This is a genomic window from Streptomyces lasiicapitis, assembly GCF_014646335.1.
Classification (GTDB): Bacteria; Actinomycetota; Actinomycetes; order Streptomycetales; family Streptomycetaceae; genus Streptomyces; species Streptomyces lasiicapitis.
In genome coordinates this window covers 52,732-70,876 of record NZ_BMNG01000021.1, presented here as the reverse complement: position 1 = coordinate 70,876, position 18,145 = coordinate 52,732, and the positions used below count along the sequence as shown (strand labels likewise).

Annotated in this window: 13 protein-coding genes; 11 read left to right on the top strand and 2 right to left on the bottom strand. The window is 72.1% G+C overall.

What is annotated here, in order from left to right; translation table 11 throughout:
- Window positions 1-220 precede the first annotated feature (220 nt).
- The 7 genes from IEY91_RS36700 to IEY91_RS36670 all read left to right on the top strand — a co-directional run bounded on the left by IEY91_RS36700 (window position 221) and on the right by IEY91_RS36670 (window position 8,400).
- Entirely contained in the window at window positions 221-2,437 is a 2,217-nt protein-coding gene (locus IEY91_RS36700; protein WP_164320308.1) for an MMPL family transporter, read from the top strand.
- 65 nt (window positions 2,438-2,502) lie between these two features.
- The gene (locus IEY91_RS36695) at window positions 2,503-3,081 is read left to right on the top strand and encodes a GNAT family N-acetyltransferase (protein WP_189177241.1); all 579 of its coding nucleotides are present in this window, start codon (window positions 2,503-2,505) and stop codon (window positions 3,079-3,081) included.
- Between the two features lie 66 nt (window positions 3,082-3,147).
- Window positions 3,148-3,813, top strand: coding sequence for a hypothetical protein (locus IEY91_RS36690; RefSeq protein ID WP_164320304.1), 666 nt, complete (start codon window positions 3,148-3,150; stop codon window positions 3,811-3,813).
- Window positions 3,814-3,884: 71 nt separating this feature from the next.
- Window positions 3,885-4,433 carry a helix-turn-helix domain-containing protein gene (locus IEY91_RS36685; RefSeq protein ID WP_189177240.1) on the top strand — a complete coding sequence of 183 codons (549 nt, stop codon included), beginning with the start codon at window positions 3,885-3,887 and terminating at the stop codon, window positions 4,431-4,433.
- Window positions 4,434-4,681: 248 nt separating this feature from the next.
- Window positions 4,682-4,861: a hypothetical protein gene (locus tag IEY91_RS36680; protein WP_164320300.1), complete on the top strand. Its 180-nt coding sequence runs from the start codon at window positions 4,682-4,684 to the stop codon at window positions 4,859-4,861.
- 94 nt (window positions 4,862-4,955) lie between these two features.
- Complete coding sequence (locus IEY91_RS36675; protein ID WP_164320298.1) at window positions 4,956-8,060, top strand: helix-turn-helix transcriptional regulator; 3,105 nt, start codon at window positions 4,956-4,958, stop codon at window positions 8,058-8,060.
- 106 nt (window positions 8,061-8,166) lie between these two features.
- Complete coding sequence (locus tag IEY91_RS36670) at window positions 8,167-8,400, top strand: DUF6191 domain-containing protein (protein WP_164320297.1); 234 nt, start codon at window positions 8,167-8,169, stop codon at window positions 8,398-8,400.
- Between the two features lie 32 nt (window positions 8,401-8,432).
- On the opposite strand, the gene IEY91_RS36665 is transcribed toward IEY91_RS36670, so the two are convergent.
- Together IEY91_RS36665 and IEY91_RS36660 are read right to left on the bottom strand one after the other, a co-directional pair.
- Complete coding sequence (locus IEY91_RS36665; RefSeq protein ID WP_164328168.1) at window positions 8,433-9,605, bottom strand: PQQ-dependent sugar dehydrogenase; 1,173 nt, start codon at window positions 9,603-9,605, stop codon at window positions 8,433-8,435.
- 150 nt (window positions 9,606-9,755) lie between these two features.
- Entirely contained in the window at window positions 9,756-10,754 is a 999-nt protein-coding gene (locus tag IEY91_RS36660; protein ID WP_189177239.1) for an aldo/keto reductase, read from the bottom strand.
- Between the two features lie 106 nt (window positions 10,755-10,860).
- Between IEY91_RS36660 and IEY91_RS36655 the strand changes: the two genes are divergently transcribed.
- From IEY91_RS36655 to ilvN, 4 genes are all read left to right on the top strand, one after another.
- Window positions 10,861-11,808, top strand: coding sequence for a 2-hydroxyacid dehydrogenase (locus tag IEY91_RS36655; protein ID WP_164320292.1), 948 nt, complete (start codon window positions 10,861-10,863; stop codon window positions 11,806-11,808).
- Between the two features lie 514 nt (window positions 11,809-12,322).
- Entirely contained in the window at window positions 12,323-15,436 is a 3,114-nt protein-coding gene (locus IEY91_RS36650) for a putative bifunctional diguanylate cyclase/phosphodiesterase (RefSeq protein WP_189177238.1), read from the top strand.
- A gap of 240 nt (window positions 15,437-15,676) precedes the next feature.
- Window positions 15,677-17,539, top strand: a complete 1,863-nt coding sequence (locus IEY91_RS36645) for an acetolactate synthase large subunit (RefSeq protein ID WP_189177237.1) — start codon at window positions 15,677-15,679, stop codon at window positions 17,537-17,539.
- A gap of 34 nt (window positions 17,540-17,573) precedes the next feature.
- Window positions 17,574-18,098 carry an acetolactate synthase small subunit gene (ilvN, locus tag IEY91_RS36640; protein ID WP_016642044.1) on the top strand — a complete coding sequence of 175 codons (525 nt, stop codon included), beginning with the start codon at window positions 17,574-17,576 and terminating at the stop codon, window positions 18,096-18,098.
- Window positions 18,099-18,145 lie beyond the last annotated feature (47 nt).

Here is an 18,145-nt window from a genome sequence, read left to right as displayed (position 1 = left end):
GCCCTCTGCGGTGCCGCTTGTGATCTTGTGAGTAAGGCCACGAAAGGGGCCAAGGATCTCCGGGGGCTGCCAGAGTGTCTGCGTATGGGCCATGTCGCCGCATAAGCGATGATCATGATCCATTTCCCCCCGCACGTTCCTCATGTGTTCTTTACGGGTCACTCCGACGCTTCCCGGCTGCTCCCGCTGAAGATCCACGAATCATTCAGGGAGCCAGTCCGTGGCAGCACTCGCCCGGTGGTGCGTCCGGCACCGCCTAGTCGCCGTACTGCTCTGGCTCCTCGCACTCGGCGGCACGGCGGCCGCGGCCGCTGCGGTCGGCTCCGCGTACTCGAACAACTACGAAGTGCCCGGCACCGAGTCCGACCGCGCCACCAAGCTCCTGGGCGAGGGCTTCCCCGACCTCGGCGGCGACAGCGACACCGTCGTCTGGCACACCGGCGCGGACGAGAAGGTCCGCTCCGCCGCTGTCGAGCAGACGATGACCGAGACCCTCGACAGAATCGCGGATCTGCCCGGCGTCGCCTCCGTCACCAGTCCGTACGCCGACGAGGGCGCCACGCAGATCAGCGAGGACGGCCGCACCGCGTACGCGACCGTCACCTTCCGTGAGCAGAGCGACTCCGTCGACCAGACCCAGGCCCAGGCCGTCGTCGACACCGCGAAGGCCGCCGAGAGCGACGGCCTGGACATCGAACTCGGCGGCACCGCGATCGGACTCACCGAGTCCAAGAGCGCCAAGACCGCCGAGATCGTCGGCGTCGCCGTCGCCGCCGTCGTGCTCTTCCTGGCCTTCGGCTCGCTGGCCGCCTCGCTCCTGCCCATCGCCACCGCCGTCGTCTCCGTCGGCACGGCGTACGCGGGCATCGTGCTGCTCGGCCACTTCATGACCGTCGCCGACTTCGCGCCCATGCTCGGCACCCTCATCGGCCTCGGCGTCGGCATCGACTACGCGCTGTTCATCGTGACCCGGCACCGCAAGGGCCTCAAACGTGGCCTGCCGGTCGCCGAGGCCGCCGAGCGGGCCGTGGCCACCACCGGCCGCGCCGTCGTCTTCGCGGGCGCCACCGTCTGCATCGCCCTGCTCGGCATGCTGATCCTGCGCCTGAGCTTCCTCAACGGCGTCGCCATCGCCGCGTCACTCACCGTGATCCTGACGGTCGCCGCGTCGGTGACGCTGCTCCCCGCGCTGCTCTCCTTCATCGGCCCGCGCGCCCTCAGCCGCCGCGAGCGCCGCAAGCTGGCCGAGCGCGGCCCCGCGCCCGAGGTGCCGACCGGGCTCGCCGCCCGCTGGTCCGCGTTCGTCGAGCGGCACCCGAAGCTGCTCGGCGGCATCGCCGTCGCCGTGATCGCGCTGCTCGCCATCCCCACCCTCTCCCTGCACCTCGGCACCTCCGACCAGGGCAACAACCCGGCCACCGCCACCACCCGGCAGGCCTACGACCTCCTCGCCGACGGCTTCGGCCCCGGCGTGAACGGCCCCCTCACCCTCGTCACCGAGGTCAACGGCGCCCCCGACCGCCTCGCCCTCGACAACCTCGGCAGCACCCTGCAGTCCACCCCGGGCGTCGCCTCCGTGAGCCCCGTGACGTACGACGAAAGCGGCGGCGCCGCCTTCCTCACCGTCGTGCCCGACTCCGCCCCGCAGTCCCAGGCGACCAGCGACCTGGTCGACCGGCTGCGCGCCGACGTGCTCCCCAGAGCCGAGACCGGCACCTCCCTCGACGTGCACGTCGGCGGTGTGACGGCCGGCTACGACGACTTCGCCGAGATCATCGTCGGCAAGCTGCCGCTGTTCGTCGGCGTCGTCATCGGCCTCGGCTGCGTCCTGCTCCTTCTCGCGTTCCGCTCCGTCGGGATCCCGCTCAAGGCCGCCGTGATGAACGTGGCGGCCGTGGCGGCGGCGTTCGGCGTGGTGGTGGCGGTGTTCCAGTGGGGCTGGGGGAGCGAGCTGATGGGCCTGGGACGGGCGGGGCCGATCGAGCCCTTCCTGCCGGTCATCATGGTCTCCGTCCTCTTCGGCCTCTCCATGGACTACCAGGTGTTCCTGGTCAGCAGGATGTACGAGGAGTGGCTGGAGACCGGCGACAACCGCGTCGCCGTCCGCGTGGGCCTCGCCGAGACCAGCCGCGTGATCAACTCCGCGGCCGTGATCATGATTTCGGTCTTCCTGGCGTTCGTGCTCAGCGGGGACCGGGTGATCGCGATGTTCGGCATCGCGCTCGCCGCGGCCGTCGCGCTCGACGCCTTCGTACTGCGTACGTTGCTGGTGCCCGCGCTGATGCACATGCTCGGCGGCGCCAACTGGTGGCTGCCCAAGCGCCTGGACCGCTGGCTGCCCCGGATCAGTATTGAGGTGCCCGAATCGCGGGTGCGTGCGACGATCCCCGGACAGCGCGCGGGGGAGGACGCCCCGCTCGCGCTGAAGGATCTGTAGCGGTCCTGGTGGACCCGCAGCGGTCCTTGTGGATCTGTAGTCGGAGCGCGTGAGGAGCGACGGGGATGTTCGCGATATCCGTGGGGGAAGGGGCCGAGCTGCGGCCCATCGAGCCGTGGCAGGCCGAGGAGCTCCTGGCCCATGTGGAGCGGGCGCGCGAGTACGCGGGCCCCTGGGTTCCGTTCACCGTGAAGGTCACGGACGTCGAGTCGGCGCGGGCGCACCTCCAGCACTTCGCCGAGCGGCAGGCCGCCGACACCGGGCGGTTCTACGGGATCTGGCTCGACGGGACGCTCGTCGGCGGGGTGCTCTTCCGGATCTTCGACGCCCGTCTCGAGTACTGCGAGGTCGGCGTGTGGCTGGAGCCGTCCGCCGTGGGGCGCGGGCTCATCACCAACGCGGCGCGCGTCATCATCGACTGGGCGGTCGACCAGCGCGGCATGCACCGCGTGGAGTGGCTGGTGTCCTCGCTCAACGAACGCAGCAAGAAGGCGGCGGAGCGGCTCGGATTCGTGCGGGACGGGGTGCTGCGGGAGTCCTTCCCCTGGCAGGGGATCCGGCACGACATGGAGGTGTGGTCGGTGCTCGCGCCGGAGTGGCGCGAGGCGCGCGCGGCCCGCCTGGCCGAGGGCGACCGGCGTTAAGGGGACTCTCAGAAACGGGCGCTCCCGGTAAGGGAGTTCTCAGACTCCGTCCGTACGGTGCGGGGCATGGGAACCAAGGCAGTTGACGAGTCCGCAGAGACCTCTGAGGCCGAGCTCAAGGGTGCCGAGGGCGTCGCGGACGCCAAGGGCGCCGAGAGCGACGGCGGTGGCGACGGCGAGGCGGTGAGCGCGGAGGCCGGGAAGGGTCCGGTGCTCACGAAGACCGACGCGGAGACCGACGCGGCGGCTGAGGCTGAGGCCGAAGGCGCCGTGGACGATGACGAGTTCGACGAGGACGAGGACGACGAGGTTGCCGTGGGCGCCTCGGCCGCCGCGTCCGCCGGAGTCGGCCAGGGCGCCGCCGCCGTCGTGGCCGCCGCGCTCGGCGTCATCGGGCTCTCCGGCGGCTGGCTCGGGACCGTCGCGTCCGCACGCGAATCGCTCATCGGCCAGCTCAAGACCTCGCAGAGCGCGGGCGTGGCCGAGCAGGTCCAGCAGGTGTACGGCGACTCCTGGAAGACCACGGCCCTGGTCGGCGGCCTGTTCGCGCTCGCGGCGCTGGTCGCGGGCGTGGGCGTGCTGCTGCGCCCGGTGTTCGGCGACCCGGGGCGCGTACAGGCGCCGTGGATCAAGTCGGTGGCGTGGGCGGGCGTCGCGCTCGGCGTGATCGGGCTGCTGCTGGCGATCGCCAAGTACACGAACATCATCCTGGGGCTGCCGTCCACGAGTTAGCCCGCGGCCAACAGGCGTGAATGGCACGGGCGTTCGATGGTGTGGGGGTTCAAGGGTGAGATCATCGGCCCATGGACACGGTTGATCTGCTCCTGCACCCCTTGCGGATGCGCGTAGTGAACGTCATGTACGACGGCCGCACCCGTACGACCTCCGAGCTGTGCGCCCTGCTCCCCGACATCTCGAAGGCCACGCTGTACCGGCACATCGGCATCCTGGCCGACGGCGGGCTGCTCGTGGTGGCGCAGGAGGAGCGGGTGCGCGGCTCCGTGCAGCGGCACTACCGGCTGCACCGCGCCCGCGCGGTCATCGACCCCGACATCGTCGCGGCGATGCCCCTGGACGACTACCGCCGTGCCTTCGCCGTGGCCATGGCCGCGCTGCTCGCCGAGTTCGACACGTACCTCGACCGCGACGGCGCCGACCCGATCACGGATCTGGTCGGCTTCCGCCAGTACACGCTCAGCCTCACCCGGGACGAACTCACCGAGATGGTCACCGAGCTGCGGGACGTGATCCTGGCCAGGACCCACCACGAACCCGCCCCCGGCCGCACTCGGTACCTGCTGAGTCCCGTGCTCTTCCCGGTCTCGGAGCCGGGCCCCGAGCCCTCCGCGTGACCCGAGCCCCAGGACCCCCACACGGGTCCCTAGGACCCCACCTAGGCCACACCCCCGACTAGCCCCCTGCCCCACCCCCCTGCCTAAGGCCCCCACCACCCCCAAGATGCGGCACTCTCCCGATGTGCCGCACCCCCCTGGCGAACGAAAGTGGAGGCATCGCAGAAAGCGATGCCGAGCTCATCACCAAGCACCACCAAGCACCACCGAGCTCCGGCGAACACCACTGAGAAGCCAGGGGAAACGACATGTTCGAGTACGAACTGCACCAGCTGCGCACCGCCGAGCTCGCCGAGGCCGCCCAGCAGCGCCGCCTCGTACGTGAGGCCCGGCAGGCCCGCAAGGCCCTCCGCAACCGCGGCGGCCACGAAACCGGGGGGCGGGTGATTCCGGCTCGGGCCACGAACCGGTACACCCGCGCCGCGTGACGGGCCGAGCGTGCCGACCTCGCGTACGCCGCCCGGCACCGCCCCGGTCTCGCCCACCGGGATACCCGCTGCCACAAAGTCCCAGCTCTGTGCCATGCTCACGACCGTGGAGACCAGGTCAGTCAGCCCGGTGTTCGTCGGCCGGACCGACGAACTGGGCGCACTCAACGACGCGCTCGCCCGCGCCGCCGCCCCCGCGGCGGGTCCCGCGGGCGAGCCGCAGGCGCTGCTGCTCGGCGGGGAGGCCGGCGTCGGCAAGACCCGGCTCCTGGAGGAGTTCGCGCACGCGGCCTGCGCGCGCGGCGCGGTCGTCGCCGTCGGCGGCTGCGTGGAGATCGGCGCCGACGGGCTGCCCTTCGCCCCGTTCTCGACCGCCCTGCGCACCCTCCGCCAGAAACTCCCCGCCGAGTTCGCCGCCGCCGCGGCAGGACAGGAGGAGGAACTGGCCCGGCTGCTGCCCGAGCTGTGCGACGCCGCGGCCCGCCCGGACACCTCCGGACGGCACGGCGAGGAGGCCACGGCCCGGCTCTTCGAGCTGACAGCCCGCCTCCTGGAGGCCCTCGCCGCCGACCGCACCGTCGTCCTCGCCCTCGAGGACCTGCACTGGGCCGACGCCTCCACCCGCCACCTCCTGTCCTACCTCTTCCGCACGCTGCGCCGCGGCCGCCTCGTCGTCCTCGCCAGCTACCGCGCCGACGACATCCACCGCCGCCACCCGCTGCGCCCCCTGCTCGCCGAACTCGACCGGCTGCGCACGGTCCGCCGCGTCGAGGTGCGCCGCTTCACCCGCGACGAGGTCGGGCGGCAGATGGCCGGGATCCTCGCCGCCGAGCCCGAACCGAAGCTGGTCGACGACATCTTCGACCGCTCCGACGGCAACGCCTTCTTCGTCGAGGAACTGGCCGTCGCCTCCCACGGCAGCAGCTGCGCCAACCTCACCGACTCGCTGCGCGACCTGCTCCTCGTACGCGTCGAGGAACTGCCCGAGGACGCCCAGCGGGTGGCCCGGATCGTCGCCGAGGGCGGCTCGACCGTCGAGTACGACCTGCTCGCCGAGGTCACCGGGCTCGGCGAGGACGACCTGATCGACGCGCTGCGCGCGGCCGTCGGCGCCAACATCCTGATCCCCTCGCCCGGCGGCGACGGCTACCGCTTCCGGCACTCCCTGGTGCGCGAGGCCGTCGGCGACGACCTGCTGCCCGGCGAGCGCTCCCGCATCAACCGCCGCTTCGCCACCGCCCTGGAAGCCGACCCGTCGCTGGTGGCCGCCGACCAGCGCACCACCCGCCTCGCCAGTTACTGGTACTGCGCCCACGACGCCGCCAAGGCCCTGCCCGCCGTCCTGAACGCCTCCGTCGAGGCCCGCCGCAGGCACGCCTACGCCGAGCAACTGCGGCTCCTGGAGCGGGCGATGGAACTGTGGGACGAGGCCCCGGACGACGTCCGCGCCGGCCTGCGCCCCGTCGACTACACCGAGGTCTACCCGCCCTGCGGCTGCGACCCCGAGACCGCCCCGCTGCGCTACCTCGACCTGATGGCCGAGGCCGCCGTCGCGGGCCGTCTGTGCGGCGAGCGCGAACGCGCCCTGAAGATCACCAAGCGGGCGCTGCGCCTCCTGGAGGAGGAGCCGGATCCGGACGCGCTGCGCGCCGCCTGGTTCTGGGTGCAGCGCTCCCGCCTCGTGCAGACCCTCGCCCGCGGCGACGGCTGGAAGGAACTCGCCACCGCCCAGGACCTCGTGCGCGGCCATCCGCCGTCGGTCGTGCACGCCGAGGTGCTCGCCATGGTCGCCGGCTGGTCGATGCTGCACGAGCCGGGCCCCGAGGCCTTTGCCAACGCCGAACGGGCCGTGGAGTACGCCCGCATGGTCGGCGCCCGCGACATCGAGCTGACCGCCCGCCTCACCCTCGGCGGCCTGATGGTCGACGCGGGCGACATCGACGCCGGGTTCGCCGAGTTGTACGACGTCCGCGAGCAGGTCCTCGCGAACGGCGGCGTCGGCCAGGTCGGCCGCACCTACATCAACCTGCCGTCCGTCCTCGAAGGCGCGGGCCGCTCCCGCGAGGCCGTCGAACTCCTCGACGAGGGCACCGCGCTCGCCCAGCGGTACGGCCTGATCGAGTCCGAGCACTGGATGTGGGCCAACCACTCCGAGTCGCTGTACGCCCTCGGCCGCTGGGAGGAGGCCGCCGTATCGGCCCGCCGCGCGAGCCTGGACGTCAAGCCGCGCGGCGGCGCCTGCCTGCGCCTGGCCTACCTGGCGCTGGCCCGCGGCGAGATCACCGAGGCCGCCCGATGGCTCGCCGAGGCCCGCGAGCACTTCGGCACCCACGACCCGATGCCGCAGAACGCCCTGCCGCAGCACCGCGTCGCCGTCGGCATCGCCGCGGGCGAGGGCCGCATCCTCGACGCCCGCGCCACGCTCGAACAGGCCGTCGCCTCCGGCTTCCCGGCCGGCACCCAGCGCTACGGCTGGCCGCTGCTCCTCGCCGCCGCCACCGCCGAGGCCGACGCCCGCGGCCTGCCCGTCGCCGGACCTGGCCGCACCGAGGCCCTGCACCTCATCCGCACCACCGCCAAGGCCCTGCCCGCGAACGTCCCGGTCTGGAAGGCGTACGCACTCTGGGTCCGCGCCGAACTCCTGCGCGCCGAGGGCCACGCCACCCCCGACGACTGGCTGGCCGTCCTCACCGCCGTCGGCCCCGTGGAGCGCCCCTACGACCTCGCCCGCGTCCGCCACCGCCTCGCCGAGTCGCTGCTCACGGGGAACGCGGCGTCCGGCGGGGGCGCCAGTGCCGCCGACCGCGACCGGGCCGCCGAGCTGCTCGTGCAGGCCCGTGCCGTCGCCGAGCACCTGGGCGCCCGCCCCCTCGCCGAGGCCGTCGACCAGCTCGCCCAGCGCGCCCGGCTCTCCCTCACCGGCGCGGCCCCGACCGGCCCGGTCGACCCCGCCGAGGCCCTCGGCCTGACCTCCCGGGAGCGGGACGTCCTGCGCCTGGTCACCGCCGGGCGCACCAACCGCCAGATCGCCGAGGAACTCTTCATCGCCCCGAAGACGGCGAGCGTGCACGTCTCCAACATCCTCGGCAAGCTCGGCGTCGCCGGCCGCGGCGAGGCGGCGGCGCTGGCCCACCGGCTCCAGCTTTTCCCGGCGGCACCGGAGGACGCGACGGTGCCTCCCACCAGCACGGGGGGCTGAGACCGCCCCGGCAGGCCCCCGCTCCCGGCGCCCCCGAGCCCCGGGGAATGCCCGCGCCCTCGCTTACGCTGGAAAGAGGACCACCCGTCCGGTCCTTGGAGGCGCAGTGTTCAACGTGTTCGAACAGCTCTTCTCTCCGGGGCGCAAGCACACGGACGACGAGAACAAGCGCCTTGAGCTCTCCCGGGTCGACGTCGACGACGGAGACCCCGGCCGCGGGCCCATCGACCTGTCCTCGGGCACCGTCGTCGTGCGGGTGCCCAAGCAGGCCGCCGCGGATTCCGGGGACGGTGCGGACCCCGGGGACGAGGCCGAGCCCGGAGCCGCGCCCCGCGACTGACGGAAGCCGCTACTCCTGCTTCACCCACACCCCTACTTCACCCGCACCTCAAGGATCTTGTCGTCGCCCTTCTCGGGCGTGCCCCGCGAGTCCGTCTCGCTCGTCACGAGCCACAGCTTGTCGCCGCCCGCCGCGACCACGGTGCGCAGCCGGCCGTGCTTCTCCGTGAGGAACGCCTCCGTCTTCGGCTCGCCCGCCACGCCCCGCACCGGGATCCGCCACAGCCGCTGCCCGCGCAGGCCCGCCATCCAGACCGAGCCCTTCGCATAGGCCACTCCGCTCGGGGATGCCTCGGACGTCTTCCACTCGGCCACCGGCGCATGGAAGCCGTCGCCCCCGTCGCCCTTGCCCTCGACCTCCGGCCAGCCGTAGTTGTCGCCCGCCTTGATCTCGTTCAGCTCGTCCCAGGTGTCCTGGCCGAACTCCGAGGCCCACAGGCGCTTGTCCTCGTCCCAGTCCAGGCCCTGGACGTTGCGGTGGCCGTACGAATACACCGGGGAGTCGGCGAACGGGTTGCCCGGGGCCGGCTCGCCGTCCGGGGTGAGGCGGAGGATCTTGCCGCCGAGGGACTTCTTGTCCTGGGCGAGGTCCGTCTCGCCCGTCTCGCCGGTGCCCGCGTACAACATCTTGTCCGGGCCGAACGCGATCCGGCCGCCGTTGTGGATCACGCCCTTCGGGATGCCCTTGAACACCGTGTCGGGAGCGCCCAGTTGCTGACCCGAGGGCTTCTTCTCGTCGTACAGCATGCGGGCGATCCGGTTGTCGGAGTCGGTCGTGAAATACGCGTACACCTGGTGGTCCGACGCGTACGTCGGGGAGAGGGCGAGGCCCATCAGGCCGCCCTCGCCCTCGGCGGCGACGCCGGGGACCGTGCCGACCTGCGTCTTCTCGCCGCTCTCGCCGTCGACCCGGGTGATCGTGCCCTCGTCGCGCGAGGACACGAGCAGGTCGCCGCCCGGCAGCGGGGCGAGGCCCCAGGGGGACTTCAGTCCCGTCGCGAGGGTCTTGGTGACCTCGGCGGAGCCCTTCTCCGGCGGTGCGTCGGCGCCGTCGCCCGAGGGCGAGGCGCCGCCCGTCTCGGCGGAGCTCGACTCCGCGCTCTTGTCGCCTCCCGGGTCGCCGTCGTCGTCGGACGAGCACCCCGTCGCGAGCAGCAGCGCGGCAGCGGCCAACACGGCCGTAACAGCGGAACGTTGGGCAGACAGCACGATCAGGATCCCTTCGACGCGGCACTCCTACTGTTCATACACCGCAGCCACCCCCAAGGTTCCCCACCACCGCGCCCCAATTCCGACCACCTCCACGGGACCCACCCGGCCGAGCCGGTGGCCATCCCGTCCTGCCGGCCGCCGAACTCAGTCCCACGACCCCCGCGCCGGCGGCAGCGCCGCGATGACCGCCAGGTCCTCCGGCGTCAGCCGCACCCCCGCCGCCCCCGCGTTCTCCCGCGCCCACCGCTCCCGCTTGGCGCCCGGCACCGGCACCACCTGCGGGCCCTGTGCGAGGACCCAGGCGAGTGCCACCTGTGCGGGCGTCGCGTCGTGCCGTTCGGCGATCCGGCGCAGGCCCACCACCAGGGGCTGGTTGGCCGCCATCATCTCGGCGGTGAAGCGGGGGTGCCGGGCCCGTACGTCGTCGGGCTCGAAGCCCTGGCCGGGGGTCAGGGTGCCGGTGAGGAAACCGTTCCCCAGCGGCATCGCCGCGAGCAGGCCGACCCCGCGCGCCGCGCACCACGGCAGCAGCGAGTCCAGCGCCTCCTGCGACCACACCGACAGCTCGGCCTGCACCGCCGCCACCGGGAAGACCTGCTGGACCCGCTCCAGCTGGCGGATCGTGGCGTCGTGCAGCCCCACGCCCGCCCCCGCCCTGCGGCTCGCCCGCGCCCCCACCGCGCACAGCCCGAGCGCCCGCACCTTGCCCGCCGTCACCAGGTCGGCCATCGCGCCCCACGTCTCCTCGACGGGCACCTCGGGGTCGGCGCGGTGCAGCTGGTAGAGGTCGATGGTGTCCGTCTGGAGCCGCCGCAGCGAGGCGTCGCAGGCCCGCTTCACATAGCCGGGGCGGCCGTTGGCGACGATGTGCTGCTCGCCGACGAGCAGCCCGCACTTCGTCGACACGAAGGCCTCGGCCCGCCGCTCCTTGAGCACCCGCCCGATCAGCAGCTCGTTGGTGAACGGCCCGTACATGTCGGCCGTGTCGAGCAGCGACGACCCCTCGTCGAGCGCCGCGCGCACGGTCCGCATCGAGTCCTCGCCCCGCTGCTGCGAGCCGGTGTACGCCCAGCTCATCGGCATGCAGCCGAGTCCGACGGCACCCACACCGAGCGCCCCGGCGCCGATCGTCCTGCGCTCCACCTGGCCGTACCCTCCCCTGTCCGGTGATCTTCGTACCGGCGGCCCCCAACGTAACCTCTGCGCCGGGGCGCGCCGCGTGCGGCCTGTGCGCATTAGCCTCCTGACCATGACAACCGACGTATGGCTGCCCGTGGACGCGACCGAGATCGAGGGCCTGCCCGCGCCCTCCGAAGGAGGCCTCACCTACCGATACTGGAACGGCGGCGACTATCCCGGCGACCCCGCCGACTGTGTCTTCTACGGGGTCCCCTACATGATCGACCCCGAAGTCTGCGCACGCCCGCTGTCCGCGATGACGTCGCTGCGCGTCGTACAGACCCTGACAGCGGGAGTCGACCACGTGCTCCCCGCGGTCGAACGGCTCGCTCCAGGTGTTCAGTTGTGCAATGCGCGCGGCGTGCACGAGGCCAGCACCGCCGAGCTCGCCCTGACGCTGACGCTCGCCTCCCTGCGGGGCATTCCGCGTTTTGTGGAGGGGCAGCGGGTACAGGAGTGGCGTCAGGGGTTCAATCCGGCGCTCGCCGACAAGTCCGTGCTCATCGTGGGGTACGGAGCGATCGGCTCCGCGATCGAGGACCGGCTCGCGGGTTTTGAATGTGCGCGGGTGGCGCGCGTCGCGCGCTCCGAGCGCACCACGGAGCGCGGTCTTGTGCATCCGCTCTCCGAACTGCCTCGACTTCTCGCCGATGCCGACGTCGTGATCCTCTCCACCCCGCTCACCACCTCCACGCGCGGTCTCGTGAACGCGGACTTCCTGGGGCGCATGAAGGACGGAGCCCTGCTGGTGAACGTCTCGCGCGGTCCCGTCGTGGACACCAAGGCGCTCCTGGCCGAGCTGGAGAGCGGTCGCCTCACCGCCGCCCTGGACGTCACCGACCCGGAGCCGCTGCCCGCCGGACATCCGCTGTGGCAGGCCCCTGGCGTGCTCATCAGCCCGCACGTGGGCGGACCCACGTCCGCGTTCCTGCCGCGCGCCAAGCGCCTGCTCTCGGGCCAGGTGAACCGTTACGCCGCCGGGGAGCCGCTCGTCAACGTCGTCCTGACGACGTCCTAGACGCCGACCTGGACGAGGGGCGCAGAAGCAGGCAGCCCCGGAATCCACACGCTCCGCAGCCGCCCGCGTGCGCCGCGTGTCCGCATTGACGCTGGCAGTCACGGAGAGTAGAGCGACCCTGTCCCTGAGTGACGAGACTGGTGTATCGTCCCGACAGGGGCTGCGCCGTGCACCGTTCGGCGCGGGGGATGTGAGCAACAGAAACGCGAGGGGGGCGACGGGCGATGCACGGCCTATGGGCGAACGATCCGACGCGGCGGGACCACCGCCTGCGACTCTCGCGCACACCAGCCAGCAGACGCCGGCACACCGCCCGGCGCCACCGACTCCTGCGCACGAGCCCAACCCGCATGAGCCCAACCCGCGTGAACCGAACCCGCACCAGCTTGCCGCGTACGACGCCGCCGTGCGCGCATCCACGCCGAACGACCCGGCGGATCAACGACTTTCGTACGGTGCGCCCGCTCTGCCGCGCCCCGGGCAGGGGTGCCGCCGCACGGAGCGGAGCGGGCAGATGAGCGGGCAGTCGGCCTCCGCGACGGTCCTGGAGGGCAGGCTCGGGTCGCCCATGCCGCCGCAGGGCGCGCCGACGGCCCGGCGCCGCCCGGCCTCCGGCGGTGGCGCCGGACTGCTCTCGCAGGTCGTCCTGCTGCTGGTCTGCGGGGGATATGCCACCGGGTCCGCGCTCGGCTGGGGCTCGCACCGACTCTCCCTGATCATGGGCGACTTCGGGCTCAGCGCCGCCGCCGCGGCCGCCGCCGTCTCCTGCTTCCGGTACTCCCGCACGCGCCGCAGCCGCTTTCGACCCGCATGGCTGCTCTTCGCGCTCTCCTCCGCGATGGCGGCCTGCGGCAACGGCGTCTGGGGGTGGTACGAGGTCGTCCTGCAGGTGCCCGTGCCGGACCGGGGCATCGCGGACCTGTTCTTCCTGTGCTTCGCGCCGCCCGCCATCATCGGCCTGCTCGTGCTCGCCAAGCGGCCCGTCACCCGGGCCGGCTGGGTCTGCCTCGGCCTTGACGCCTGGCTCATCGGCGGCTCCCTGCTCACGCTCTCCTGGAGCCTCGCCCTCGCGCACAACGCGCAGTTCGAGGGCCCCAGCGTCGCGCACGCCGCGCTGTCGCTCGCGTATCCGCTCCTGGACATCGCGCTCGTCAGCATGGTCCTCGCGCTGCACTTCAGAAGGTCCTCGGCCAACCGCACGGCCGTGAACACCGCCATCGGCGCGCTCGCCCTCACGGTGATGTGCGACGCGCTGTTCACCTCGCCGCTGCTGCACGCCAGTTACCGCTCGGGCCAGCTCCTCGACGCGGGCTGGTTCGCGGGCTCCCTGCTGCTCGCGTACGCCCCCTGGGCCGCGCCCTGGCACGCCCGCGCCGACGAGCTCCCGGCACCCGCGGCGCAGCGGACGTACGGCAGGGCCCGCTTCACCGACGTACGCGCCCGCGAACACGACGAACGGGCCGACCGCGACGAACGGCCCGGCGAGCGCGGCGAAGGGCGCGGGAGGTACGCGACCACCCGCCCCATCGCCGGATCGCTCGCCGCGCTCACGCCCTACCTGGCCGCGGCCGTCTGCACCCTGGGGATCCTCTACAACGTCCTCAACGGCAGAAGCGTCGACGAGGTGGTGCTGTTCACCGCGGGCACGGTCGTCCTCGCGCTCGTCGTGCGCCAGGGCATCATGCTGCTCGACAACATCACGCTCACCCAGGAACTGGCCCAGAAGGAGAACCACTTCAGGTCCCTCGTGCAGGGGTCCAGCGACGTCATCATGATCGCCGCGCCGAGCGGCATCCTGAGATACGTCAGCCCGGCCGCCGCCGGTGTCTACGGCCGCGAGGCCGACGAACTGGTCGGCTCCGAACTGGCCACCCTCATCCACCCGGAGGACCTCGGCCGCGTCGTCCACGAAGTGCGCCGCTTCCTCGCCGCCAACCCCGTGGAGGAGCCGACCACCCGCATCGAATGCCGCTTCAAGTCCGGCTGCGGCGAGTGGCTGAACGTGGAGTCCACGGTCAACCGTCACCACGGCGGCCTCATCTTCAACAGCCGTGACGTCACCGAACGCGTGCGCCTGCAGGCGCAGTTGCAGCACAACGCCGAGCACGATCCGCTCACCGACCTGCCCAACCGGGCACTCTTCACCCGCCGAGTCGCATCCGCGCTCGGCGGTCGCAGAGTCACCGACCGGGGCACCGCAGTCCTCTTCATCGACCTCGACGGCTTCAAGGCCGTCAACGACACGATCGGCCACCAGGCGGGCGACGCCCTGCTCGTGCAGTCCGCCCAGCGGCTCCAGGAGGCCGTCCGCGCCTCGGACACCGCGTCCCGGCTCGGCGGCGACGAGTTCGCCGCCCTGATCGTCGGCGACGGCACCCGCGACCAGCTCGCGCGCGAGAAGCACATCTTCGAGCTCGCCGACCGCCTGAGAGTCCGGCTCTCCCAGCCCTACGACATCGACGGCAACGACGTCCGGGTCGCCGCGTCCATCGGCGTAGCCTTCGCCGAACCGGGCGTCGGAGCGGGCGAGTTGCTGCGCAACGCCGACCTCGCGATGTACCGCGCCAAGGCCGCGGGCAAGGGCCGCGTCGAGATGTACGCACCCCAGATGCAGGCCGACGTGGCGCGCAAGGCCGAGATGGCCACGCGGCTGCGCAGCGCCCTGCACGACGGCGAGTTCGTGCTGCTCCACCAGCCCGTGGTGTCCCTGGAGACCGGCCGCGTCACCTCCGTCGCGGCGCAGGCGCGCTGGCGCTCGGCCCAGGGCATCCTCTTCACACCCGCCGAGTTCCTGCGCACCGCCGACGGCGGCGACCGCGCCGCCGAGCTCGGCCGCTGGCTCCTCGAAGAAGCCGTGGAGCACGCCGCCGAGCGCGCCCAGACGGGTCACGCGGTGCCCGTCTGCGTCCGGGTCAGCGCCCGCCGCCTCGTGGACCGCTCGATGCCGCTCGGCTCCGTGGAGGCGCTCCTCACTCGGCATGGGCTGCCGTCCGGTGGACTCGTGGTGGAGCTCGCGGACAGCGACCCTCGCGTCTCCCTCGACGACCTGGAGCGCCGACTGGCTGCTTTGCGCCGCCTGGGCGTCCGCATCGCGCTCGACGGATTCGGCAGCGGCAGTGCGGCCATCACCGCACTTCGCAGGCTTCCCGTCGACGTACTGAAGCTGGACCGGGGGCTCGTCGAGGGCGTCGTGGAGTCCGCGCGGCTGCACAAGATCACCGCCGGGCTGCTGCGGATCGCGGGCGACCTCGGCCTGTGCTCCGTCGCCGAGGGCGTCGACCTGCCCGAGCAGGTCATCGCCCTGCGCGCGATGGGCTGCACCCATGGTCAGGGCATGGCCTTCTCCGGCCCGCTCGACGAATACCGCCTGCGCAGGGCCCTGGCGGCGGGCGAGTATCCCGTGCCGCTCGGCCCTGTCGAGCCGGTCTGTGTGGGCGGCCCGACGGCCGAGCCCGCTGTCTACGGAGAGGGCGCGCCCGCCTTCAAGGCCGCCTCCGCGGCGTACGGCGAGTCCGCGACGCCGTTCGGCGGGCCTACGACACCCTTCGGTGGGACGGGTGCGGCGTACGCGGCTGGATCCGCCTCCTATGGCCGCTCACATAATGAGACGCCCGTCCCACCTACTTGACAGGTGTAGCGCGCCAGGGGGAGGGTCAGAGCCATGCGCACCCGAATTCTCGTACTTGGAAAGCGCGTCGGCTGAAGCTGGGACGCCCCGGTCCGGACACCGGAGACCCAGCGACCCGCACCCGGCGCGCTCCCCTCGCTTGCCCCACGGCACGAGGGGTTTTTTGTTGCACTGGCACCTGCCAAACCCTGGCAAAACCCCCCGCGAGACCCCGCCTAAACCCTCAGCTTCGAGAAGAGAATGCCGATGACCGAGCAGGCCACCGGGGCCCATCCGCAGCCGCGGCCCCGATCCTCAGGACAGCAGTCCGCCTCCGTCGAGAACGTCACGGGCGCCCAGTCGCTCATCCGTTCTCTCGAGGAAGTCGGGGCCGACACGGTATTCGGCATTCCCGGAGGCGCGATCCTCCCCGCGTACGACCCGATGATGGACTCCACCCGGGTCCGTCACATCCTGGTCCGGCACGAGCAGGGCGCCGGCCACGCGGCCACCGGATACGCGCAGGCCACCGGCAAGGTCGGCGTCTGCATGGCGACCAGCGGCCCCGGCGCCACCAACCTGGTCACGCCCATCGCGGACGCCCACATGGACTCCGTCCCGCTGGTCGCGATCACCGGCCAGGTGGCCTCCAAGGCGATCGGCACGGACGCCTTCCAGGAGGCGGACATCGTCGGCATCACGATGCCGATCACCAAGCACAACTTCCTGGTCACCAAGGCCGAGGACATCCCGCGCACCATCGCGGAGGCCTTCCACATCGCCTCCACGGGCCGCCCGGGCCCGGTCCTGGTCGACATCGCCAAGGACGCCCTGCAGGCGCGCACCACGTTCAGCTGGCCGCCGCAGCAGGAACTGCCGGGCTACCGCCCGGTGACCAAGCCGCACGCCAAGCAGATCCGCGAGGCCGCCAAGCTGATCACCGCCGCCAAGCGGCCGGTGCTCTACGTCGGCGGCGGCGTCATCAAGGCCGGGGCCACCGCCGAGCTGAAGGTCCTCGCCGAACTCACGTCAGCGCCCGTTACCACCACCCTCATGGCGCTGGGCGCATTCCCCGACAGCCACCCGCTGCACGTGGGAATGCCGGGCATGCACGGTGCGGTCACCGCCGTCACCGCGCTGCAGAAGGCCGACCTGATCGTCGCCCTCGGAGCCCGTTTCGACGACCGCGTCACCGGCAAGCTGGACAGCTTCGCCCCGTACGCCAAGGTCGTGCACGCCGACATCGACCCGGCCGAGATCGGCAAGAACCGCGTCGCCGACGTCCCGATCGTGGGCGACGCCCGCGAGGTCATCGCCGACCTCGTCCAGGCCATCCAGGCCGAGCACACGGCCGGGCACACCGGCGACTACACCGCCTGGTGGGCCGACCTCAACCGCTGGCGCGAGGCCTACCCGCTCGGCTACGGACAGCCCGACGACGGCTCCCTGTCACCGCAGCAGGTCATCGAGCGCATCGGTCAACTGGCGCCCGAGGGCACGATCTTCGCGGCGGGCGTCGGCCAGCACCAGATGTGGGCGGCGCACTTCATCCAGTACGAGCAGCCCGCCACCTGGCTCAACTCCGGCGGCGCCGGAACGATGGGCTACGCGGTCCCGGCCGCGATGGGCGCGAAGGCAGGCATGCCCGACCGCACGGTCTGGGCGATCGACGGCGACGGCTGCTTCCAGATGACCAATCAGGAACTGACCACCTGCGCCCTGAACAACATCCCGGTCAAGGTCGCCATCATCAACAACGGCGCCCTCGGCATGGTCCGCCAGTGGCAGACGCTGTTCTACAACCAGCGCTACTCCAACACCGTGCTGCACAGCGGCCCGAACGCCGACGGATCCGCCGGCGCCGCGGGCGCGGGCACCCGCATCCCGGACTTCGTCAAGCTGTCCGAGGCGATGGGCTGCCACGCGATCCGCTGCGAGACCCCGGCCGACCTCGACAAGGTGATCGAGGAGGCCAACTCCATCAACGACCGGCCCGTCGTCATCGACTTCATCGTCCACGAGGACGCCCAGGTCTGGCCGATGGTCGCCGCCGGCACCTCCAACGACGAGGTCATGGCAGCCAGGGGCGTGCGCCCCGACTTCGGCGACAACGAAGACGACTGAGAGCCCAGGAGAGGTACGACCCGCCATGACTCCCATGTCCAAGCACACGCTCTCGGTCCTCGTCGAGAACACCCCCGGCATCCTGGCAAGGATCGCCGCACTCTTCTCCCGCCGCGGCTTCAACATCGACTCCCTCGCCGTCGGCGTCACCGAGCACCCCGACATCTCCCGCATCACCATTGTCGTGAATGTCGAGGACCTGCCGCTCGAACAGGTCACCAAGCAGCTCAACAAGCTGGTCAACGTCCTGAAGATCGTCGAACTCGAGCCGGGTGCGGCCGTGCAGCGCGAGCTGGTCCTCGCCAAGGTGCGCGCCGACAACGAGACCCGCTCGCAGATCGTCGAGATCGTCCAGCTGTTCCGCGCCAAGACCGTGGACGTCTCCCCGGAGGCGGTCACCATCGAGGCCACCGGCAGCAGCGACAAGCTGGAAGCCATGCTCAAGATGCTCGAACCCTTCGGCATCAAGGAGCTGGTGCAGTCCGGCACCATCGCGATCGGCCGCGGCTCGCGCTCCATCACGGACCGCAGCCTGCGCGCGCTCGACCGGTCCGCGTAGCCGCGCTCTAGCGCCCTCCGCGAGACTTCCCCTGTGCGCGGGAGACC